Genomic DNA, 21,724 nt, shown 5'->3' on the forward strand with positions numbered 1-21,724 from the left:
ATTATATTCCCCAATGATCTTTCAGCGCGCACTCCGACGCGAATTAATTAGCACCGCCGGTGCAGTTTTTACTACGCTCTTCACAATTATCATCACGGTGATGCTGATCAAGATTCTGGGACAAGCAGCCGGAGGACAGATTGCGTCGCAGGATGTGGTCGCGCTGATCGGTTTCCAATCCTTGAACTACATGCCGATCCTGCTGATCCTGACCGGCTATATCTCGGTGCTGCTGGTGGTTACGCGCAGCTACCAGGACTCGGAAATGGTGGTCTGGTTTGCTTCCGGCCTGAGCCTGGTGCGCTGGATCCGGCCGGTGCTGGCATTCGGCCTGCCCATCATTGTGCTGACCGCCATCCTGAGTTTTGTGGCGACGCCGTGGGCCAACAGCCAGAGCGCGCAATACCGCGAACGTTTCGAGAAGCGTGAAGACATCTCCCGGGTTTCGCCCGGCAAATTTCAAGAGTCGGCGGCCGCGAACCGGGTCTTCTTCGTGGAAGGATTTTCCGGCGACAGCAGCAAGGTGAAAAATGTCTTCGTCAATACCCAGCAGGATGGCAAGAACAGCATCGTGGTGGCGCAGGAAGGCAATATCGAGCTAGATAAAAATGGCGATAAATTCCTGATTTTGTCAAAAGGACGGCGCTATGACGTCCTCTCCAGCCAGAACGAGTTCCGGGTCATGGAATTCGAGCGTTACGGCGTGCTGGTGGCCAGTAATTCGCTAGCGGTGAACGGCGACAAATCGGCGCGCGCATTACCGACTTCGGATTTATTGAAAGACCGCAACGGCTTCAATATGGGCGAGTTGCTGTGGCGCTTGTCGCTGCCGTTCATGGCCTTGTGCCTGATGTTGCTGGCGATACCGCTCAGCTTTGTGAATCCGCGGGTGGGGCGTTCGGCCAGTTTGCTGATTGCGCTGCTGCTGTTCATTACCTACAGCAACGTGACCAATATTTTCCAGGCTTCAGTTGTGCAAAACCGTATGTCTTTCGGGATTGCCTGGTGGCCTATGCATCTGGTGGCGCTGATCATCATCTGCTTGCTGTTCCTGTGGCGCCTGAACGTCAATAGCCGCTGCCATCCTCTGGTGATGTGGTCTGCGGTCAAGCATGCGCGCCTGATTAAAAACAAAAAATCGAACAAAAAAACGGCGGCAACATGAAAGTCCTGCAGCGTTACTTTACTTCCGAGATTGTGCGTTCCGTCTTGTTCACGCTGGCAGCGTTTCTGGCGCTGTTCGCATTCTTTGACTTGATGAATGAATTGCCGTCGGTCGGCCGCGGCGGCTATAAATTGCAGCATGCTTTCTTGTTCGTCTTGCTGGGCATGCCGAGCTACGCCTACGAACTGATGCCGATCGCGGCTCTGATCGGCACGATCTACACCTTGTCGCAATTCGCTGCGCGGTCCGAGTTTACGATCATGCGCGTCTCCAGCATGTCGACCATGATGACCGCCAAGATCTTGCTCAAGATCGGCCTGCTGTTTGTGGTGGCGACGGTATTGATCGGCGAGTTTGTTTCACCTAAAAGCGCGGAGTTTGCCGAGAAGGTGAAATTGCAAGCCAAGGGATCTTCGATTTCACAGAAATTCAAGACCGGTTTGTGGAGCAAGGATGTGATACGGGCCGATGGCGCCAGCGGCGATATCGTCGGCTCGCGGTTTATCAATATCGGCGAGATCCGCCCGGACGGTCAGCTGGTCGGCGTCAAACTATACGAGTTTGACCGCAACCTGCACATGACCGCGCAGATTCAGGCCGCCAGGGCCGATTATCTGGGCCAGCATAGCTGGCGCATGGATGACGTGGTGCAAACCGATTTCGTCAACGGTACTTCGACAGAAGATATTACCGGTTCGATCGCCATCAAGAAATTCCCGACCAAAAGCCTGGTTTCGGAAATTACGCCGGAGATCCTGTCGGTACTGTTTGCCGACCCCGATCATATGTCGGCATACAATTTATGGGCTTATTCCCGGCATCTGGCGGAAAACAGCCAGCACACCGAGCGCTACGACATCGCGTTCTGGAAAAAACTGGTGTATCCCCTGTCGGTGCTTGTGATGATGGCGCTGGCCTTGCCGTTTGCCTATCTGCATTTCCGTACCGGCGGCGTGAGCCTGAAGATATTTACCGGTATCATGATCGGTGTCAGCTTCCAATTGGTCAACACGCTGTTTTCTCATCTTGGCTTACTCAATACCTGGCCGCCTTTTTTCACGGCAGCCTTGCCGAGTACCATCTTCCTGTTGATTGCCATTGGCGCTTTGTGGAAGATTGAACGACAGTAGCCAGACCGCGCTATAGGTGGCGCTACGCTACATTACGTTTTGTTTGAAGATCGGGCTGTTCATGTCTCAGTCAGAATCCCCGCTTGTGCGGCAGCAGGCTCCGCACCAGGCACTTATCCTGTTCGCTCACGGCGCCCGCGATCCGAGCTGGGCGGCGCCGTTCGTGTCCCTGCAGCAGCTGATCCAGCAGCAGCGTCCGCAATTGCTGGTCAGGCTGGCTTTTCTTGAACTGATGCAGCCGGATTTGCCGCAACTGTTGCAGCAGCTGGTTGCCGCCGGTGTCGGCGTAGTTAGCGTGGTGCCGGTGTTCCTGGGGCAGGGCGGGCATGTGCGGCGCGATCTGCCGGCATTGATCATGCAGGCTCAGCAGCAATATCCGCAACTGGCGATCACGGTGGCGCAGGCGGTCGGCGAACAGCCGGATGTGCAGAATGCCATCGCTCAATACTGTATTTCTACTTTGCCGCCGCGATAATGCTGGCGGATGTCTGCTTCCCTTTCAATTGCAGCCACGCGATAAAGTTCGTGAGTACCGGATCCTGGAGACTCGGCCGGTACAGCAAATGAAATCCTTTGTCTCGCAGCAGCAAGTCTGGAAACAGCGGCAACAAGCTGCCATGCGCGAGGTCTTCCTCGATCATGGCCAGCGATCCCAATGCCACCCCGAGATCGGTGAGCGCAGCTTGTAAACTCAAGAAGAAATGCTCATAGATCTGGCCGGATAGGCGGCCTTTGACCGGCACGCCGACTTCACTAAACCAGCGCGTCCAGCTTTCCGATCGGGTCGATAAATGCAGCAGGGAAGCTTGCAGCAAATCGGCCGGGGTCTTGCACGGATGTTGCTGCAGGTAACGCGGCGACGCCACCGGCGTCAGCACGTCGTCCAGGAATCGTATGCATTCATACTCGGCGCGATGCATCGGACTGCGTCGTATCAGCACATCGAACGGCTCCTTGAGAGCGTCCACCGCGACCGTCGACGTCGTGACGCGAATCTCGACCCGCGGATTTTCTATCTGAAACGACGACAGGCGCGGAATCAGCCAGCGCATCGCCATCGACGGTGTGCAACTGACACGGATGATGCGCACCTTGCCGGTATTGAGCAGCTGTTCGGCCGCCAGGGAGATGCGATCGAGGCCGGCTTTGACGTCGGCAAAAAACACCCGCGCCGCCGCAGTCGGCTCGACCCCGCGCTGCCCTCTGACAAACAAGGTCTGGTCGAAATGCTGTTCCAGCAATTTGATCTGCTGGCTTACCGCGCTGTGCGTCAGGTGCAGCTCCGCCGCGGCCAGCGTCAGGCTGCCGGTGCGTACCACGGCTTCGAATACGCGCAAAGGCTTGAGGGGTGGCAAACGTGTTTTCATGTTAAAAAAACTTATATTTCAAATAGATAATGTCGCTTCAGGAAAAGACTGGCTCCGTCTATTCTACAGTCATGGCAAACAGACGGCAGCCGGTAAAGCTAATTTATCTATTCATGAATTGGGGTTTGGCATGGCATTTTCCAACAAATTTTCTAATATCGATGTGCGTGCATTTCTACGCTCTGCCTGGCGGCAACGGGTGGCAGCAAGCAGCCGAACCGAGGCGCCCGATGCGGAGCAGGCTTATCTTGCCGCAGCGCTGGACCATCAGGATCTGGAGCGGCGTTTGCGGCTGCTGGATTGCCGGCACGGGTCGATATTGCACACATTGCGTGTAATGAAGATCGGTTCTTACTGAGGCCGTTTGATTGGCGCCGGCGGCCATCGTTATGCAGGTCGGCGATGCATGTTTTGACTTCAAAGTAAAGTGTTTTTACTTGACGGAATAGCTAGTTGGAAATATAATCCTTAACGTTGCATCACATGGAGGTCCATATCTTGGACAGTTGTTCTAGTAGTACACGTGGATGGGTCCTCAGCCCTGCACATAGCGCATAATCTTTAGCAGACCTCCCTCCGCTACGGCTTGTGCTTATATGCGAGCTGTAGTATCTCGGTAAGATCGTCGCGGCAACATCATCGCGACAAAATCATCGCGGCAAATATCGAAGCAGATAAATGCCGCAGCGATACTCCCATCCGTTTTTTGTAAGACCGTTTTCGTACTGCCATTCGGCGGATTCGTACGGCATGTCATTCCGGCTGTGTGTTTGCCTCGGGCACCCGCATGGGCCGGTGATCTGCTGTAGAAAACCGTCTGGCAATCCCGGTTAACGGAAATTGGAAGTGGGGAGGAAATCGCCATGCCATTCAATAAACTGCGCGCCTTTTTTAGCAAGCATCGTTTCGCCGCATCCAATGCCAGTCACGAGACCGCTTTGCCATATCGTATCGTGACCACCTGCCGTAGTTCGGAAGTGGCCAAACTCGAAGAGCTGATGCGTCAGCTGTTGTCTGCCTATGACGTGACTTATCAAGGCAGCGCACCTGCAGTACAGGCGCATTTGACCAGCATCACGGTTGAGGTGATGTGTTCGGTTCGCGAACGTGGCGGCCTGGTGCAATTGGTAACACGTGTGGCACGGGAAATCAGCGTCCGTAGCGTGCGTTGGGAAAGCATTCCCCAGCGTTCCACGCGCTCTGCCCAGGCCAAATCTGCATCTTGCACTGCGCACGCGACGGCGCTGCCGGCATAACCAGGAGTAAGTGAAATGGACTGTTCCAGTTGTCCGATATCGATATGTCGGACCAAGAAATCAGCAGTAAAAAATAGTAAAGCAGTTGTGTGCCTGCATTCGCTTGACCCTGTCTAGCTATCCTCACTTTTCCGGTGTCGATTGGCCAGGCTGGACAGCTTGCAATCGACTGGCGGAATGTCTTCGTCGCAGTCGCCGGCGCCACCGCTTTACATGTTGACACTGTTTCCCGCAAAGGAAACACCGCATGAAAAAGGTGAAATGATGATCGTCAAAAAACTACTCGGTATTGCGCCGGGAAATCGCAAGGCTGGTAACACCGGCAACACCGGTAACTGGACTTTTGGCTGGACGCCAAGCCAGGCATCGGCGCTTTCCGGCAATGCAAAATCAAACAATGTTCAGCGTGAAACCGCTCGGGGCAATCGCCAGGTCGGTGTGTACGGTGTCCTGGCTATACGTAGCAGGTAGCGGCTGCGGGACGCTGAACGCGATCCGCTAATCATGGTGTAGAGGTTTCCTTGCCGCCGTTTGCAATGGCGGCGGGGAGCCTGTTATTTGAATGAGATATGAATGCGATAGTTGACGGTGTTATGGCATCAGCGATTTTCAGCGGATGCGCGCTACAAGCAATGTCGCAGGCAAGGAGTAAATAATGAAATTGAAATGGAAATTGGAATTTTTGAATAAGAGAGTTGCCGTATTTTTTGTACTGACCGTGGTTGCTGTCGGCTTGGTCAGCTGGATCAATGTCCTGTCGCCCGAAGACCGTCCGGATGAGTCCGGCCAGGTCCTGCAGAAAGCGCTGGCGTCGCCGGCGCACGCCAAGTCAAGCCCCTAGGGCACTGATCGTCGACCGGGGTCAGGCCGTGTTTCGACTGTCCTGCTGTTGGTCGATTTCAATCGGCTGTTGCGCACGACTGGCCAGTGCCTCGCCTATCATCACCAGCACCGGGCCTTCGCATTGCTGCAAGCCTGACTCAAGCTCATCAAGACGCAAGCGCAGGATGCGCTGGTTGTCGCGGCTGCAGTTTTCTACCACCACCACCGGCGTTGAAGCAGCCCGGCCTTGTGCCAGCAATCGTTGCGCAGTGGCCGCTGCTTCGCGCCCGCCCATGTATTGCACCAGCGTGTCGCAAGAGGGGATATTCACCTGATCCGATTCGCCGGGAGCGGTGCTCGAGGTAAAGAAGGCGACGCTACGCGCCACCCCGCGCTTGGTCAAAGGCTGCTGGGAAGTCGCGGCCGCTGCCAGTGCAGCGCTGATGCCTGGCACTACTTCCACCGCGATGCCATGCTTTTCCAGCGCCCGTAATTCTTCGTCGGCGCGGCCGAACAGCATCGGATCGCCGCCCTTCAGACGCACTACCACTGCGTATTTACGGGCATTGTCGACCAGTTGCTTGTTGATGAACTGCTGTGCGGTGGAAAGCTTTCCGCAACGCTTCCCGACAGCGATTTTCAAGGCCTGCGGGCACAATGCGAGCATCTCTTCAGTGACCAGGGCGTCATGCAAGACTACATCGGCCTGCGCCAGCAATTTGGCGCCACGCACGGTAATCAGGTCGGCCGCGCCCGGGCCGGCGCCGATCAGGTAGACCTTGCCGTAGGCGCCGGTCCGATTGCTGGAGGAGTGAGTAGCATGCATGGCTTGCCTGTCCTATCTATCGCTGTCAGTCGAGCCCGGGTTATAGCCGAATCATGCCGGCGGCCACGGTCTGGTGCGTTACTTCGTCAATCAGGATGAAGGCGCCGGTGGCGCGGATCGCATCGTAGGAATCGGCGGCGATGGCTTGCTGCAGATTGAGCGATACGCGGGCGATGTCGTTCAACTTGAGCGACTCGGCCGGACGCCGTTCCTGGGTATTGATATCGAGCAGCGTATCGATCTTGGTAATGCGCGCCGCGACTTGTTTGGTGCTGTGCTTCATCCAGTATTTGCGGCGCAGGTCGAGCGTATCTTCCGACAGCCAGCAAATATCGGCGCTGAGGGTTTTCAGCAACGCCGGCGCACGGTCGACGGAAGTCAGCATGTCGCCGCGCGAGATGTCCAGGTATTCGTCCAGCAGCAAAGTAACCGACTGTCCGACCACGGCCGATGGCAGCGAACCTTCGAGCACCAGGATGTCCTTGACGGTAGCACTCTGGCCACCCGGCAGCACCACCAGCTTGTCGCCCTGGTGGACTTTGCCGGCTTCGATACGGCCCATGTAGCCGCGGAAATCATGCGCTTCGTGGCCGTTGTGGCGCGCCACCAGCTGCACCGGGAAGCGGAACGGCTCGTCATGCGATTCGTCGTAGACGCTGAGCGATTCCAGCAGCTCGATCAGGGTCGGTCCCTGGTTCCAAGGCATGTTATCGCCGGGCACCACCACGTTGTCGCCGGCCAGTGCCGACAGCGGGATCGGGCGCACGTCGCGCAAACCGAGTTGCCGGGCAAACTCCTGATAAGCGGCGACGATGCGGTCGTAGACAGTTTGATCGTAGTTCACCAGATCCATCTTGTTGACGGCGACGATCACATGCTCGATTTGCAGCAGGTGGGCAATCGTCGAATGGCGTTTGGTCTGGGTCAGCAGTTCGACGCTGCCGTCGTCGCCCAGCTTCACTTTGGAGACGTCGATCAGGATGATGACGGCATCCGCGGTCGAGGCGCCGGTGACCATGTTGCGGGTGTACTGCTCGTGGCCCGGGGTGTCGGCGATGATGAATTTACGCTTAGGCGTAGCGAAATAGCGATAGGCCACGTCAATCGTGATGCCTTGTTCGCGTTCGGCTTCCAGGCCGTCGGTCAGCAGCGACAGATCGATGGTGTCGCCCACTGTACGCTTGTGTTTGGCGCGCGAGATGGCATCCAGCTGGTCGGCAAAAATGCCCTTGCTGTCAAACAGCAGGCGGCCGATCAGCGTGCTTTTGCCGTCATCCACCGAACCGGCGGTAATGAAGCGCAGCAGGCCGCGTTCCAGCGGCGCGTTGGTGGCATTGGTGGAGACAGTCGCTTCAACAGTTTTCGTTACAACGGCGTTCATCAGAAATATCCTTCTTTTTTGCGTTTTTCCATCGAGGCTTCGGAGGTCTGATCGTCCATCCGGGTAGCGCCGCGTTCGGTGATCTGGGTCACTGCTGTTTCAGCGATGATGGCTTCGACAGTCGCCGCATCGGATGCCACCGGGCAGGTGCAGGAAATATCGCCGACAGTACGGAAGCGGACTTCGCGCATCTCCACCACTTCGCCATCTCTTGCCGGCGTCAGGTCGGTCAGCGGCACCAGCAAGCCGTTGCGCGGGATCACCTGGCGCTGATGGGCAAAATAGATAGGCGGCAATTCCAGCTTTTCGCGGGCGATGTATTGCCAGATATCCAGTTCGGTCCAGTTCGAAATCGGGAATACCCGCATGTTTTCGCCCGGATGAACGCGGGTGTTGTACAGGTCCCAGAGTTCGGGACGCTGTGCTTTCGGGTTCCATTGGCCGAATTCGTCGCGGAACGAAAAAATACGTTCCTTGGCGCGTGCCTTTTCTTCGTCGCGCCGGGCGCCGCCGATGCAGGCATCGAACTTGTGCTCGGCAATCGTTTCCAGCAGAGTCACTGCTTGCGCAGCATTGCGTGAATCGGTTTGCGGATTGCGCAGGCGCACTGTGCCGCGCTTGATCGAATCTTCCACCGAACCGACGATCAGGCGCTCACCCAGTTCAGCCACGCGCTTGTCGCGGAAGGTGATGACTTCTGCGAAGTTGTGGCCGGTGTCGATATGCACCAGCGGGAATGGGAATTTGCCTGGACGGAAAGCTTTTTCTGCAATCCGCAACAGCACCACGGAATCCTTGCCGCCGGAGAACAGCAGCGCAGGATTGCTGCACTCGGCCGCCACTTCCCGCATGATGTGGATCGCTTCCGATTCCAGCCAGTCCAGATGACGGTTGGCGGCTTTATCCAGGAAAAAATTTTCAACAACTGTGTTCATATCGAGTCTTGTCCGGGTCTGTGTTTTTCAACGATTCTTCAATGATGCGACGCTTCAGGCGTTCCGCGGTGGTTCTGCAGCGACCGATTTGATGCGGATCAGTTTGCCGTCGACTACATGCAAGCCGCATTCTTTCGAATCCGGGTTTTCCCACCACCAGCGGCCGGCGCGTACGTCCTCGCCTGGCTGGATGGCGCGGGTGCACGGTTCGCAGCCGATGGACGGATAACCCTTGTCGTGCAGCGGGTTGTACGGCACGTTGTTGCTGCGGATGTATTGCCAGACATCGTCTTCCGACCAGTCGGCCAGCGGATTGAATTTAGCCATGCCGTGCGCTTCATCCTGTTCCTGCACATGCAGTTCAGCACGTGTTTGCGACTGCGCGCGGCGCTGGCCGGTGATCCATGCTTTATTGCCGGCGAGGGCGCGGTTCAGCGGCTCGATCTTGCGGATGCGGCAGCATTCCTTGCGCATCTCGATGCTGTCGTAAAACGCGTTCAAGCCGTTTTGTTCAACATAGGCGGCGACTGCTTCAGGTTGCGGCCGATACGGCTTGACGTCGTAATCGTAGGTTTGCTTGATGCGATCCAGCATGCCCAGCGTTTCGGCATGCAAGCGCCCGGTTTCCAGCGTGAAGATGGAAATCCTGTCTTGCAGCTGGCCGCGCAGGATCAGATCGGTCAGCACCATGTCTTCGGCCGCCAGGCTGGAAGCAAATACCGCAGGCGTATATTCGGCGGCGATTTTTTCCAAGCTTGCCTTGGTGGCGGCGATCAGGTCAGGCAGTGATGAGGTCGAGCTGCTCATGATTCATCCTGGATGGCTGCCTGACGTTGCACGCGGCGGAACAGCGGGGTCTTCTCGTCCCACGAAGTCTGGTATTTTTCGGAGAAATCGGTCAAGCCTTTGAGGGCGTCGTTGATATCCTTGTCGGCGCGCACGGCAAAGGCATCGAAGCCCACGCGCTGCATGTAAAACAACTGATCGCGCAAGACGTCGCCGATGGCGCGCAATTCGCCGTTAAAGTTCAAGCGGGTGCGCAGGTTGTAAGCGATCGAATAACCGCGGCCGTCGGTGAACTTGGGGAAATCGACCGCGATCACGGCGAAATGCGCCAGATCGTCTTTCACTACGTCCGCTTGCGCATCGCTGCCGAGCCATACGCCTACTTCCGCACGATCCTGCAATTGCGCGCGCTGGGCTTGCCAGACGCTGAACGGCACAATCACTTTGCCGGCAGGGATGCCGACGCTGTCGGCGCTTTCGCCTTCGTTCAGGCGCAGCAGGCTCCAGTCGTCGGCGATGACCGTGCGATTCTTGATGATATTAATAGACACAGGCGTCCTCTCCATGGGTGTGACCCGTCGGGATCGGGCTGGCGTAGACAAATTCCTTGAACGGTGCGATACCCAGGCGCTGCACGGTATCGATGAACAGTTCTTCCTCGTTGCGTTGCTGCACATAGACATTCAGCAGGCGTTCGATCACGATAGGCATCTGCTGCGCCGAGAACGACGGCCCGATGATCTTGCCGATGCTGGTGTGGTTGCCTTGCGCACCGCCGATGGAAACCTGATACCACTCGGAGCCGTCTTTGTCGACGCCGAGGATGCCGATATTGCCGACGTGATGATGGCCGCAGGCGTTGATGCAGCCTGAGATGTTCAGTTCGATCTCGCCGATGTCATGCTGGAAATCGAGGTCGTCGAATTTTTCAGCGATGGCTTGCGCAATCGGGATCGACTTGGCATTCGCCAGCGAGCAGAAATCGCCGCCGGGGCAGCAGATGATGTCGGTCAGCAGGCCGATATTCGGCGTTGCCAGGCCATGCGCCTTGACTGCCTGCCATACCGTGAACAAGTCGCTTAGCTTGACGTCGGCCAGCACCAGGTTTTGCTCATGCGTGATGCGCACTTCGCCGAAGCTGTACTGGTCGGCCAGGTCGGCGACGAAATCGAGCTGGGCGGCGGTGATGTCGCCCGGCGGCACGCCGGTTTTCTTGACCGACAGGATCACTGCCGCATAGCCGCTTACTTTGTGTGCTTTGACGTTGCGCAGCAGCCAGTTGGAAAAAGCCTTGTTTTCCGCCTTGTGCGCCTCGAATCCGGCATCGCTCGCTGGCAGGGTTGCATACGGCGGCGGCACGAAATACTGGGCGATCCGCTGCAATTCTTCTACAGTCAGTGTCGCCGGACCATCCTTGATATCCGCCCATTCGGCTTCGACCTGGCGCGCGAATTCTTCCGCGCCAAGTGCTTTCACCAGGATCTTGATACGCGCCTTGTACTTGTTGTCGCGGCGGCCGTGCTGGTTGTAGACGCGCAGGATCGCTTCCAGATACGTCAACGCGTGTTGCCACGGCAGGAATTCGCGGATCACGCTACCGATGATAGGGGTACGGCCCATGCCGCCGCCGACCAGGAAGCGGAAGCCGACTTCGCCGTCCGCGTTCTTGACTACGTGCAGGCCGATGTCATGCACTGCAGTCGCGGCGCGGTCTTGTTCGGAACCGCTGATGGCGATCTTGAATTTGCGCGGCAAGAAAGCGAATTCGGGATGGAAGGTGCTCCATTCACGGATGATTTCAGCGTAAGGGCGCGGATCGATGATCTCGTCCGCAGCGACGCCGGCCAGTTCATCCGAAGTGGTGTTGCGGATGCAATTGCCGGAAGTCTGGATAGCATGCATTTCTACCGTCGCCAGTTCCGCCAGGATGTCCGGCGACTGTTCCAGGTTGATCCAGTTGAACTGGATATTCTGACGTGTCGTGAAGTGGCCGTAGCCGCGATCGTAGGTGCGGGCGATATGGGCGAACATGCGCACCTGTGCGGAGGCCAGCATGCCGTAAGGCACGGCGATGCGCAGCATGTAAGCGTGGCGCTGCATGTACAGGCCGTTTTGCAGGCGCAGCGGCAGGAATTCTTCTTCGGTCAGTTCATCCGACAAACGGCGGCGTACCTGGTCGCGGTATTGTGCGACCCTTTCCTTGACTATCAGGTGATCGTATTGATCGTAGCGATACATCTTCGTCTTCCTTATGGGTTGTGGCCAGCGTTGTCACCAAGCAGTATGATCACTCAACTCGCCACGCCTTGCTTCGAAACAGGTATTGGGCTGTTACTGCACTGCCCTGTATTAAATCAATTTTAATAAATCAACTTTACGGCAACGCTGGTCAAGGTCAAGGCCAGCAAAGCACGCAAGAATTTTTCCGGAACGGCCCGCGCCGCCAGCGAACCGACGGTGATGCCGGGTACCGAGCCAAGCAGCAAGGCGCCCAGCAAATTCCAGTCTATCGATCCCAGCCACCAATGGCCTAGGGCGGCAATCGCCGTCAGCGGCACGGCGTAGGCAATGTCGGTGCCGGCAACTTCTGCCGGCGACAGGCGAGGATACAGCAGCACCAGGATGGTGGCGCCAACCGCGCCGGCGCCGATCGACGATATGGTAACCAGTGTGCCAAGAATCAGCCCTGCGACGACGGTCGCTACGGCCAGCTTCCTGCCGTGCAGATGTTTTTCCGGATGGGCGTTCAACCAATGCTGGAGTTTACCTTTAAACAGCAGCGCGACCACCGTCAGCAATACCGAAACGGCGATCGAATAACGGATGACCTGGCCGATTTCGGCGCTGATGCCGCCCAGGTATTTGAGTATCAGGGCGGTGGCGACGGCTGCCGGCAAGGCGCCCAGCGACAGTAATTTGACGATGTCCCAACGCACGGTGCCGCGCGAACGGTGAGCGACAGTACCGGCGACCTTGGTCACCGACGCAAACGCGAGGTCGGTGCCAACGGCAACGCTGGGATGGATGCCGAACAGCAGGGTCAGCAAAGGCGTCATCAGCGAGCCGCCGCCGACGCCAGTCAATCCCACCAATAATCCGACGGCAAAACCGCTCACTACATAAGAAACAGTCATATCACCTCGTACGAAACACCTCGAATCGTAATAAACTTCACATATATCTCCAACTACAGACTATTTATTTGCTTATATGCGTTTTTGATATATGTAAATACGGCAAATACGTTTGCTTTGACCGGGGCTGGCTGGGGCAGGAAGCAAAGAAGAAGCCGGGCTACATCATGTCATTGTTTTTTGTAATGTGTTTGAATTTATCTTTTTGATAATTTTCAGCCGTACTGAACAGATGCTTATCTCAAGAAAAACCAAGGAAAATCCATGAATCTCCATCAGTTCCGTTTTGTCCGTGAGGCGGTACGCCAGAATTACAATCTGACCGAGGCGGCCAAGGCGCTGTATACATCGCAGCCGGGCGTCTCCAAGGCGATTATCGAGCTGGAGGAAGAACTGGGCGTTGATATTTTTACACGCCATGGCAAGCGTATCCGCGGGCTGACGGAGCCGGGGCGGGCGGTATTGAAATCGGTCGAACTGATCATGCAGGAAATCGACGGCCTCAAGCGTATCGGCAACGAATACGCCGCCCATGACAGCGGCAGCTTCACGATCGCCACCACGCACACGCAGGCGCGTTATGCGCTGCCTAAAGTGGTGCAGGCATTTACCTTGAAGTTTCCCAAGGTGCGCTTGTCTTTATTGCAAGGCAATCCCAGGCAGGTTGCCGATATGGTGCGTAACGACCAGGCCGACCTGGCGCTGGCGACCGAGGCGATTGTCAATGCCGACGGCCTGGTGACCTTGCCTTGCTACCAGTGGGAGCATGTGGTGGTGGTGCCGCCGGATCATCCGCTGCTGCAGTCGAAGGCGATCACGCTGGAAGAAATTGCCGCGTTTCCGCTGATTACCTACGATAGCGCGTTTACCGGCCGGACCAAGATCGATCATGCGTTCTCCCTGCGTAACTTGAAACCGGATGTGCTGCTGGAGGCGATCGACGCCGATGTCATCAAGACTTACGTCGAGTTAGGCATGGGGGTGGGGATTATTGCCGGCATGGCATTTGATGCGGAACGGGATGTCGGGTTGCGCTCGATTCCGGTCGGGCATCTGTTTGGCACCAATATCTCGCGGGCGGCGGTCAAGCAGGGCGCCTATCTGCGCAGCTATGTATATACCTTCATCGAATTGCTGGCGCCGACCATGAATCGCAAGCTGATTGAACAAGTGATGAATGGTGAGAAGGATATGTACGAACTGTAGTTAAATAGGGTCAGAGTCAAATTCCGCGATGGAGCCTGCGAAAATTGACTCTGACCCTATTTAACGGGCCACGGAGTACACCCGCCAGCATGCAATAACGCATTAACGATAGTAATAAGGATGCGGAGCATAATACCCGCGCGCCGGCACAATCACACAACCGCTGACGGCAGCACATAAAGTGATGCCAAGCACCACGAGTCCGATGAGCTTTTTCATTTTGGCCTTCTTTCCTGTTTGAATTATCACGAGGCCAGAATGCCATTGAGAGGGTGATACAGGTGCTTCCAGACAGTGTGAGATGTAAGAGTTTGTTAGGCTCGTCTTAATCACTTACAGATGCTTCAGACAAGCCAGCGCGGTGGCCGCGCCGGCTAAAGCTATTCTTGCTTACTCGGAGACTACGGCCGCTTCCGGTTTGGCGTGCAAAGTAATCGGCGCTACCTTGCCGACCAGCCACAATGCAATCACGGTAACCACGACCGCCAGTCCGACTCCCATATGAATCGCTCCGATCAGCGCCTCGCGCGCCGCTTCCAGCAGCAGCTGGCCTTGATGGCCGGCGCTTGCCAGCTGCGCCAGCACGGTGGTCTGGGTTTCATGGCTGATCAGGATTTGCGGGTCGGAGAAACTGCTGAACCAGCTGCCGGCCTTATCCGCGGCCAGCGCCCGGCGCACGCTGCCTGCGTACATATGGTTAATCAGCGTGCCGATAATCGCTGTACCCAACATGCTGCCGATCATGCGCAAGGATTGCATCAGGGCGGTAGCGATGCCCAGGTGTTCGCGACCGGCTTCTTGCTGGATGAAGATGGTCAGGTTTGGCAAAATAAAGCCGAGGCCAAGCCCGCCTATCAGCATGAAAATGGCGATGACGCCATGCGAGGTCCAGCGGTTCGATATGACGACGCCGAGACAAGACAGCGCCAGTAAAGTGAAGCCGATGTAGAGCATCGCGTTCGGATTCCTGATCTTGGTGATGATGCGGCCGTTGGAAATGCTGCCGACCATGATGCAGGCCACCAGCGGCGTGATCAGCAGGCCGGCTTCTTGCGGCGACAGCCCGAAACCGCCCTGATACAGCAAAGGCGCGTAAAACATCAGCGAGAACATGGAAAAACCGCTCAGCACCGATAGCAGGAACAGGATAGATAATTGACGATCGAACAGCAGATCAAACGGCAGGATAGGTTGCGGCGTGTGATGTTCCCATTTCCAGAGCGCAACAAAAGACACGATACTGGCAGCCAGCAGGCCCAGCATGCCTAAGGACAAGCCGTGCTTGGGCAGCATTTCGACGAACAACTGCAGACATCCCAGCGAGGATGTGATCAGCAAGGCGCCGGGCCAGTCCAGGCGGATCTTGGCGTCAGGATGGGTATGGCGCAAATGCGGCAGGTATTTATAGACGAAGAACAGCGACAGTACGCCGACCGGCAGATTCACATAAAACACCCAGCGCCAGCCCCAGTATTGCGTCAGGAAGCCGCCTAGCGACGGTCCTACTGCAGTGGCGATGCCGAATGCCGTACTCATCATGACTTGCCAGCGCAGGCGCACGTGAGCGCCGGGGAACAGGTCGGGGATGCAGGCAAATGCGGTGCCTACCAGCATGCCGCCGCCTATGCCTTGCAAGCCGCGGGCAATCACCAGCCACAGCATGCTGTCGGCCATGCCGCACAAGATGGAGGCGGTGGTGAACAGAAGGATGGAGACCAGCACGAAGGGTTTGCGGCCATAGTAATCGCCCAGCCGTCCGAAGATTGGCACGGTGATCACCGAGGTGAGCAAATAGGAAGTCGCAACCCAGGCGTACAATTCAAAACCTTTTAATTCGGCAACGATAGTCGGCAATGCAGTGCCGACCACGGTCGAATCCAGCGCTACCAGCATCACGACAAAGGCGATGCCGAGCATGGCAAGTAAAGATTCACGGAAAGGTAAAACCTGGTCGCTCGAATGCGCGGCGGCGGAATGGATAGCCATATTTGTTGTTTATCGGCGGATTCGCCGTTTTGGGGAACAGGGCATTGAACTGGATGCAAGAAACCCCCATAGCAGGGGATTATTGCAAAGACAAGATGATACGCTCCTTGGCTGCTTTCTGCTGCGCCGCGCCAGCGGCCGCTTATAATCACGCCGCGCCATCCATTTTTTTCATCTGGATTTTCGCCTGAATTTTTATCCGGCAATCACACTTCAATATCCAGTATTCAAACCGATGAAAAAGTCAGAAACCAAGGCGCTCAACATCGTCGAGCAGTACGGGCAAGCCAGCTTGTCGCCGGGACAGAAAATATTCAATGCGCTGCTCAAGAAAATTGAAACCGAGCGCCAGCTGCTGGCGGCATGGCAGGAAATGATCGCGCAGCATCATCAGCTTTATGTCAGCCAGTACCAGCCCCTGATGCACAGCTACCACCGGCTGGTAGCGCAACTGGTGCGTTTGCTGGACAGCGCCTGGTCGGCAAAAGGCTTGAGCAGGCACGACCAGGAAAAAATCAGCCACATCATCTGTTCGGTCAGCGCGGCTATCATCGGCGACAGCGACGCTGAGGATCTAAAGCGGATCTATCGCATGCATGGCGGCGGCGACTTCGACACAGAGGCGGAACAGCAGGACGCTGGAGCAGCCACGCAGCAGGCAGATGCCGCTTGCAATCCGCAGGATGCAGGTGGCGGTGAGCGCGCCGGCAAGCGCAAAAAATCGGCCAAGGCAGCAGCAAAGGAAGCCAGGCAACAGGAAGAATCGCACAATGCCAGCCAGTCGGTACGCGAAGTCTATCGAAAGCTGGCCAGCGCCTTGCATCCCGACCGCGAGCAGGATCCTCTGGAGCGCGCGCGCAAGACGGTGCTGATGCAAAGGGTGAATATCGCCTATGACAAGCAAGATCTGCTCGGCTTGCTGGAGCTTCAACTGGAAATCGAGCAGATAGACCAGAGCCGTATCAACTCTTTGTCGGAACAGCGCCTCAAGCATTACAGCAAGGTTCTGACGGAACAGTCGGCCGAACTGCGGGACGAGATCGCCGGGCTTGAGGCGGATTTCCGGAGGCGCTTCCAGTTCGGGCCGCAACAGGCCATGTCTCCCGCATTGGCGATGCGTCACCTGAAAAGCGGCATCAAGGGCATGCAACAGAATATCAATGGGCTCAAAAATGAGCTGCTGGCGTTTGAAGATGTCAAAAATATCAAAGCCTGGCTGAAAAGCTATCATATATAGGCAGTCAATTCGCAATAGGCAATTTTTTGGACTAGGCATTCCGCTATCCCTGCGCCGCTTTGATTGCCATGCCGGCGGCCTATTTGAGGGGAATTGCGCAGGGATAATTTATAATCATGTCTTTGCGCCCAAATCCGATGAATCCGTTGCCACCTAGTTTTTCCGATCAGACGCTGCGCCAGCTGCGGCGCGCGTGGCGCAAATACGGGATTTTGTGGCTTGGTGCGGTGCTGGTCGGTTTGATTGCAGTGCTCTATGCCTGGCTGATGGATGTCGGTTTCGGCATGTTCCGCTCCATGCAGCAGTCGCACTTCTGGCTGCCGCTGTTCATTACGCCGGCGATCGGCGCCTTGTGCGTGTGGGCCACGAGGCGCTATTTTCCCGGTTCCGAAGGTAGCGGTATTCCGCAAGTGATCGCGACGCTGGAAGAAGAGACCAGCAAGCGCGGCCAGTCGCTGCTGTCGTTGAAAATATTGGCAGGCAAGATCGGTATTTCCTTTGTCGGCATTCTCGGCGGCTTCACCATCGGGCGCGAAGGCCCTACGGTACAGGTCGGCGCGGCCTTGATGTTCAATCTGCGGCGTCTCTACCCGCGCGCCAGTGCGGCGTTGGAGCGGCGCCTGATTCTGGCGGGAGCTGCGGCCGGCTTGTCGGCTGCGTTCAATACGCCGCTGGCCGGCATCGTGTTTGCGATCGAAGAACTGACGCGCAGCTTTGAGCATAGAGCCAGTGGCGTCGTGATTACCGTGATTATTTTTGCCGGTGCGGTGGCGCTGGGCTTGAACGGTAACTATACTTATTTCGGCACCATACAGATCGATAGCGCGCTGACCGACATGCTGGCGCTGGCGGTGCTGGTTACCGGCATCCTGACTGGCGTTGCCGGCGGCATATTCGGCTGGCTGCTATTGAACACCAAACGCTGGATCCCGGCCCGGGTCCAGCATTTGCGCAATACCCGTCCGATCGCCTTCGGCGCGTTGTGCGGCTTGCTGGTGGCGCTAATCGGTGTGATCGCAGGCGGCGCCACTTTCGGCAGCGGCTATGTTGAAGCCAAGGGTGTGCTGGAAGGGCAGCAGCATTTGTCCGTGTTTTACCCGTTCCTGAAAATGGCGTCGATGGTGTCGTCTTACCTGCCTGGCATTCCCGGCGGGATTTTTGCTCCATCGCTGTCGATCGGCGCCGGCTTCGGCAATTTGCTGCACCAGGTGTTCGGTCACACCTCATTGCCGATGCTGATCGCGTTGGCGATGGTGGGTTACCTGGCTGCCGTCACGCAATCGCCGATTACCGCGTTCGTGATCGTGATGGAAATGATTAACGGTCATGCGCTGGTCATCTCCTTGATGGCGACGGCTTTGATTGCCAGCCGGGTGTCACGTTTTTTTGCGCCGCCGTTATATGACGCGCTGTCGGAGCGTTATCGGGCCGCCGCCGGTGCGGCGCTGACCAATTTAGAAAAAGCAGAAGTGAAGAAACTAGAAAATGAGCCGGAAAAATGATTAATACAGATGTGGTGGCTTACTATGCCAAGCGCGCTTCGACATACGAAGAGATTTACCAACGTCCGGAGCGCCAGGATGAGTTGCTGACGCTGCAGGTGCGCGTGCAGGAATTGATGGAAGGCCACGATGTGCTCGAACTGGCCTGCGGCACCGGATTCTGGACTGAGCAAATCGCTGCTTCGGCAAAATCAGTGTACGCAACCGACATCAATCCGGAAATGATTGCACTGGCAAACGCCAAGAAACTGCCGGCCGGCAAAGCGACCTTTGCGTTGGCGGACCTCAACACCTTCCAGCCGGACCGGCCGTTCACCGCCTGCTTCCTGGGATTCTGGTGGTCGCATGTAGCGCGTCAGGACCAGGTGCGTTTCATCGCTCAGCTGCGTGAAAAACTGGGCAAGGATATTTTGCTGGTGATGATCGACAACGGCTATGTTGAAGAACAAAGCACGCCGATTGCGCGTACCGATGCAGAAGGAAATACCTACCAGTTCCGTACCTTGCCCAACGGCGAGCGCTACGAAGTCATGAAGAATTTCCCGACCGACAGCGGCCTGCGCAAGAAACTGGCGCCCATCACGCGCGAGCTGCGCATCTTGCGGCTGGAGTATTACTGGTTGCTGAGCTGCCGCATCAAATAAGGCAGGCGCAGCGCTAATTCTTTGCATTGGCCGGGGGCGAATCCGGTGCCGCTTCTGGCGGCACGGCGGTTGCGGAAGCAGCCGCCGTGGTCAATGGGAAAGTCGTCCATTCAGTGGCAAAGCGCACCCTCGGATCGCCATCCACTTTCTTCTTGATGCGCAGGTTGAAGCCGCGCATGACCTCATTCTGGGTTTGCGGCTTGGTGCGGATGCCGGCCAGCAGCGTCACGCCGTTCAAATCGAAACCGTTGACCCCGTATATCTCGATAGGTTGTTGCAGCAGCCGCCGCAGCCGGCGGTCTTCCAGCATCTCGGCGCCAGTCTCGCGCATCAGGCGCAGGGCCTGGTCGACGTCCGAATCGTGGGTGATGTGCAGCTTGAGTGAAGCATAGGTGTATTCGCGCGTATCGTTCTTGATCGCCGTGATTTGCGAAAACGGTACGCTGTGCACCGAGCCGTTGCTGTCGCGCAAACGCACGGTGCGGATGGTCAGGTTTTCCACTGTGCCGGCGTGGCCGTTGCCGACGTCGACCCAGTCGCCGACCGACATCGAATCTTCCATGATGATGAAGACGCCGGTGATCAAGTCCTTCACCAGCGATTGCGAACCGAAGCCGAATGCCAGCCCGACCACGCCGGCCGAGGCCAGCAAGGGCGTGACATTGATGCCGAGGTTGGCGAGCGTGGTGATGACGGTGATGGTCAGGATCAGCAGCATCAAGGCGTTGCGCAGCAAGGGCAGGATGGTGCGCATGCGCGTGCTCGGATTCTTGCGCGCGTAACGGCTGTTGCGGGTCGGGGTGATCGCTTCTTGAATAAATGTGTCGAGCATGATCCAGACCAGCCAGGCAATTACCAGCGTAAGACCGATCTTGCCGAGAGCGGAGACGATCATCTGGCCGATCAGGGTGGCATTGGCAAATTCCATCAGGGAGTGTTCCCAGATCCTGGTCAGCAGTTCAAAAAAGCCGATCCACAGCGCCAGTTGCAGCAAGCTGAAGCCGACGTTGCTCAGACGCCGGATGTAAGGAGATTGGCGGCGGGCCGCTACTGCAGCCGTCTTGCGGCTGCGTATGCGCTGCAACAGCGCGCCGATGAAGAACATGGCGATCAGCAGCGCCGTGCTGCCCAATGCGTGATTGAGCGCAGAATTGTTGCTCGATAAATCAAGGATGGTGGCAACGCTGACGCTGATGCTCAACAGCAGTATCGGCACATACCAGAAGGCCGCGACCACTTCCAGGGTTTCCATCCGCGCCGGATGGTCGCGCCGTACCGCCAGCGGCCGGTTGCGGATGATGTGCGCCACCGGACGCCTGTATTGCAAGGCGAACCAGCCGCCTAGCAGCGCCGCAATCAGGCTCGACAAGGTCGCCACCACGCTGGACAGATGAACCCCGATGATCTGGTTCACCTGCGGATTATCCAGTGCATCGCCGAGCCAGCCGGCGCAGCCGATCACGTATAGCAAACTCCAGGCGCGCTGGTAGATGATATGCACGGCGACCATGCGGTGGCCGCCATGCGACAGCGAAAAAATGATGGCGCATAGCGCCTGGAACAGACGTGCGCCAATCAAGGTGTACAGCAGCACGGTAGCCAGCGTCCGTCCCAGCGACGGCCCTTGCGAAGACGCCAGGCTGACTACCACCGAGATTTCCACCACCAGCGCCAGCAGTATCGGCGCTATGTGACGCAGGATATACAGCAGCAATTCCTTGGTGCTGGGGTCCGGCGGCAGTTTTGTGTCGACCTTGAAGTGCCGGTGCGCCCGTCTGCCGATGTATTGTATGGAGAGAGCGACTACGCCGAACAAGGCTAGCATTTCGAAGAAATTGGCCAGCACTTGCAGCCCGGTTTCAGAGTCCTGGCGCTCAAGTATGGTCGACAGGTCTTGCCAGGCCAGGGAGAATTGCTGGGTCCAGTATGTTTCCGGTGTGACTGCCTGACGTAAATGGGTCTGGAAAACGTCGAGGCTATTGGAAATCAGCCCGATGAATCCCTTTTGCGACGGCGACGCCTTGCTGTTTTTCTGTTCTGCCTGGATCAGGGTGGCTACCAGGCTGCCGGCGGCTGGATTGCTTTGCAATACCTTGGACAGCGAATCCAGCGTGGATGGCGCTGGCGCCGCGGCTGGCGGTGCGCTGGCGTTATTGCTGGCATTATTGTCGGCGGCCGCAGCCGCATACGCCGAAGCGCCGCTGGCCAGCAGCAGGCAAAGCAGCGAGCCCATAAATACGCTTAAACGCAAGCGCACTATAAGCTGAAAAAAGCTGGTCTTCATGTCGGCTAGGTAAAAGTCATAAAGTGGCAATCTTACCGTACCGCCGCCGCATGGCTCACAAGA

At 57.1% G+C, this 21,724-nt stretch carries 21 protein-coding genes; 11 read left to right on the forward strand and 10 right to left on the reverse strand.

Annotated elements, in window-relative coordinates; all coding sequences use genetic code 11:
- Positions 1-13: 13 nt before the first annotated feature.
- The 3 genes from lptF to BLV81_RS07025 all read left to right on the forward strand — a co-directional run bounded on the left by lptF (position 14) and on the right by BLV81_RS07025 (position 2,770).
- Positions 14-1,165 (forward strand): LPS export ABC transporter permease LptF, encoded by a 1,152-nt coding sequence (gene lptF / locus BLV81_RS07015; protein ID WP_092353780.1) that lies wholly within the window; start codon positions 14-16, stop codon positions 1,163-1,165.
- Positions 1,162-2,295: an LPS export ABC transporter permease LptG gene (lptG, locus tag BLV81_RS07020; protein ID WP_092353782.1), complete on the forward strand. Its 1,134-nt coding sequence runs from the start codon at positions 1,162-1,164 to the stop codon at positions 2,293-2,295. Before lptF ends, lptG begins: the two co-directional genes overlap by 4 nt.
- 61 nt (positions 2,296-2,356) lie before the next feature.
- Entirely contained in the window at positions 2,357-2,770 is a 414-nt protein-coding gene (locus tag BLV81_RS07025) for a sirohydrochlorin chelatase (protein WP_092353938.1), read from the forward strand.
- On the opposite strand, the gene BLV81_RS07030 is transcribed toward BLV81_RS07025, so the two are convergent.
- Positions 2,751-3,662 (reverse strand): LysR substrate-binding domain-containing protein, encoded by a 912-nt coding sequence (locus BLV81_RS07030; protein ID WP_092353784.1) that lies wholly within the window; start codon positions 3,660-3,662, stop codon positions 2,751-2,753. The two genes, BLV81_RS07025 and BLV81_RS07030, sit on opposite strands and share 20 nt — an antisense overlap.
- Between BLV81_RS07030 and BLV81_RS23560 the strand changes: the two genes are divergently transcribed.
- The 4 genes from BLV81_RS23560 to BLV81_RS07050 all read left to right on the forward strand — a co-directional run bounded on the left by BLV81_RS23560 (position 3,661) and on the right by BLV81_RS07050 (position 5,759).
- Entirely contained in the window at positions 3,661-4,020 is a 360-nt protein-coding gene (locus tag BLV81_RS23560) for a DUF3563 family protein (protein ID WP_143036303.1), read from the forward strand. The genes BLV81_RS07030 and BLV81_RS23560 overlap by 2 nt on opposite strands.
- Positions 4,021-4,525: 505 nt before the next feature.
- Positions 4,526-4,918 carry a hypothetical protein gene (locus BLV81_RS07040; protein WP_092353788.1) on the forward strand — a complete coding sequence of 131 codons (393 nt, stop codon included), beginning with the start codon at positions 4,526-4,528 and terminating at the stop codon, positions 4,916-4,918.
- Positions 4,919-5,179: 261 nt separating this feature from the next.
- A complete protein-coding gene (locus BLV81_RS07045; RefSeq protein ID WP_143036304.1) occupies positions 5,180-5,389 on the forward strand; it encodes a hypothetical protein in 210 nt (69 codons plus the stop codon).
- 184 nt (positions 5,390-5,573) lie between these two features.
- Positions 5,574-5,759: a hypothetical protein gene (locus BLV81_RS07050; protein WP_092353792.1), complete on the forward strand. Its 186-nt coding sequence runs from the start codon at positions 5,574-5,576 to the stop codon at positions 5,757-5,759.
- Between the two features lie 21 nt (positions 5,760-5,780).
- Here the strand turns inward: BLV81_RS07050 and cobA are convergent, their stop codons facing one another.
- From cobA to BLV81_RS07085, 7 genes are all read right to left on the reverse strand, one after another.
- A complete protein-coding gene (gene cobA, locus BLV81_RS07055; protein ID WP_092353793.1) occupies positions 5,781-6,566 on the reverse strand; it encodes a uroporphyrinogen-III C-methyltransferase in 786 nt (261 codons plus the stop codon).
- Between the two features lie 40 nt (positions 6,567-6,606).
- The gene (locus BLV81_RS07060; protein ID WP_255365017.1) at positions 6,607-7,947 is read right to left on the reverse strand and encodes a sulfate adenylyltransferase subunit 1; all 1,341 of its coding nucleotides are present in this window, start codon (positions 7,945-7,947) and stop codon (positions 6,607-6,609) included.
- Positions 7,947-8,882, reverse strand: a complete 936-nt coding sequence (gene cysD, locus BLV81_RS07065; protein ID WP_092353795.1) for a sulfate adenylyltransferase subunit CysD — start codon at positions 8,880-8,882, stop codon at positions 7,947-7,949. The genes BLV81_RS07060 and cysD overlap by 1 nt, the downstream gene beginning before the upstream one ends.
- A gap of 54 nt (positions 8,883-8,936) precedes the next feature.
- Positions 8,937-9,689 carry a phosphoadenylyl-sulfate reductase gene (locus tag BLV81_RS07070; protein ID WP_092353797.1) on the reverse strand — a complete coding sequence of 251 codons (753 nt, stop codon included), beginning with the start codon at positions 9,687-9,689 and terminating at the stop codon, positions 8,937-8,939.
- A complete protein-coding gene (locus tag BLV81_RS07075) occupies positions 9,686-10,234 on the reverse strand; it encodes a DUF934 domain-containing protein (protein ID WP_092353799.1) in 549 nt (182 codons plus the stop codon). The genes BLV81_RS07070 and BLV81_RS07075 overlap by 4 nt, the downstream gene beginning before the upstream one ends.
- Positions 10,209-11,906, reverse strand: coding sequence for a nitrite/sulfite reductase (locus BLV81_RS07080; protein ID WP_092353801.1), 1,698 nt, complete (start codon positions 11,904-11,906; stop codon positions 10,209-10,211). The genes BLV81_RS07075 and BLV81_RS07080 overlap by 26 nt, the downstream gene beginning before the upstream one ends.
- A gap of 122 nt (positions 11,907-12,028) precedes the next feature.
- Positions 12,029-12,802, reverse strand: coding sequence for a sulfite exporter TauE/SafE family protein (locus BLV81_RS07085; protein ID WP_092353803.1), 774 nt, complete (start codon positions 12,800-12,802; stop codon positions 12,029-12,031).
- Between the two features lie 264 nt (positions 12,803-13,066).
- On the opposite strand from BLV81_RS07085, the gene BLV81_RS07090 reads away from it, so the two are divergent.
- Positions 13,067-14,008, forward strand: coding sequence for a CysB family HTH-type transcriptional regulator (locus BLV81_RS07090; RefSeq protein WP_092353805.1), 942 nt, complete (start codon positions 13,067-13,069; stop codon positions 14,006-14,008).
- Positions 14,009-14,398: 390 nt separating this feature from the next.
- Here BLV81_RS07090 and BLV81_RS07095 read toward each other — a convergent pair whose 3' ends face one another.
- Complete coding sequence (locus BLV81_RS07095; protein WP_092353807.1) at positions 14,399-15,994, reverse strand: MDR family MFS transporter; 1,596 nt, start codon at positions 15,992-15,994, stop codon at positions 14,399-14,401.
- Positions 15,995-16,229: 235 nt separating this feature from the next.
- On the opposite strand from BLV81_RS07095, the gene BLV81_RS07105 reads away from it, so the two are divergent.
- The 3 genes from BLV81_RS07105 to BLV81_RS07115 all read left to right on the forward strand — a co-directional run bounded on the left by BLV81_RS07105 (position 16,230) and on the right by BLV81_RS07115 (position 19,377).
- Entirely contained in the window at positions 16,230-17,231 is a 1,002-nt protein-coding gene (locus BLV81_RS07105) for a J domain-containing protein (RefSeq protein WP_092353811.1), read from the forward strand.
- A gap of 116 nt (positions 17,232-17,347) precedes the next feature.
- On the forward strand, positions 17,348-18,733 hold the full coding sequence (locus tag BLV81_RS07110) for a chloride channel protein (RefSeq protein WP_255365018.1): 1,386 nt from the start codon (positions 17,348-17,350) through the stop codon (positions 18,731-18,733).
- Positions 18,730-19,377, forward strand: coding sequence for a class I SAM-dependent methyltransferase (locus BLV81_RS07115; protein WP_092353815.1), 648 nt, complete (start codon positions 18,730-18,732; stop codon positions 19,375-19,377). The genes BLV81_RS07110 and BLV81_RS07115 overlap by 4 nt, the downstream gene beginning before the upstream one ends.
- 13 nt (positions 19,378-19,390) lie before the next feature.
- Here the strand turns inward: BLV81_RS07115 and BLV81_RS07120 are convergent, their stop codons facing one another.
- Positions 19,391-21,610, reverse strand: coding sequence for a mechanosensitive ion channel family protein (locus BLV81_RS07120; RefSeq protein ID WP_176992784.1), 2,220 nt, complete (start codon positions 21,608-21,610; stop codon positions 19,391-19,393).
- Positions 21,611-21,724: the final 114 nt, after the last annotated feature.

The sequence above is a fragment of the Collimonas sp. OK242 genome, from assembly GCF_900107095.1.
Lineage (GTDB): Bacteria > Pseudomonadota > Gammaproteobacteria > Burkholderiales > Burkholderiaceae_D > Collimonas.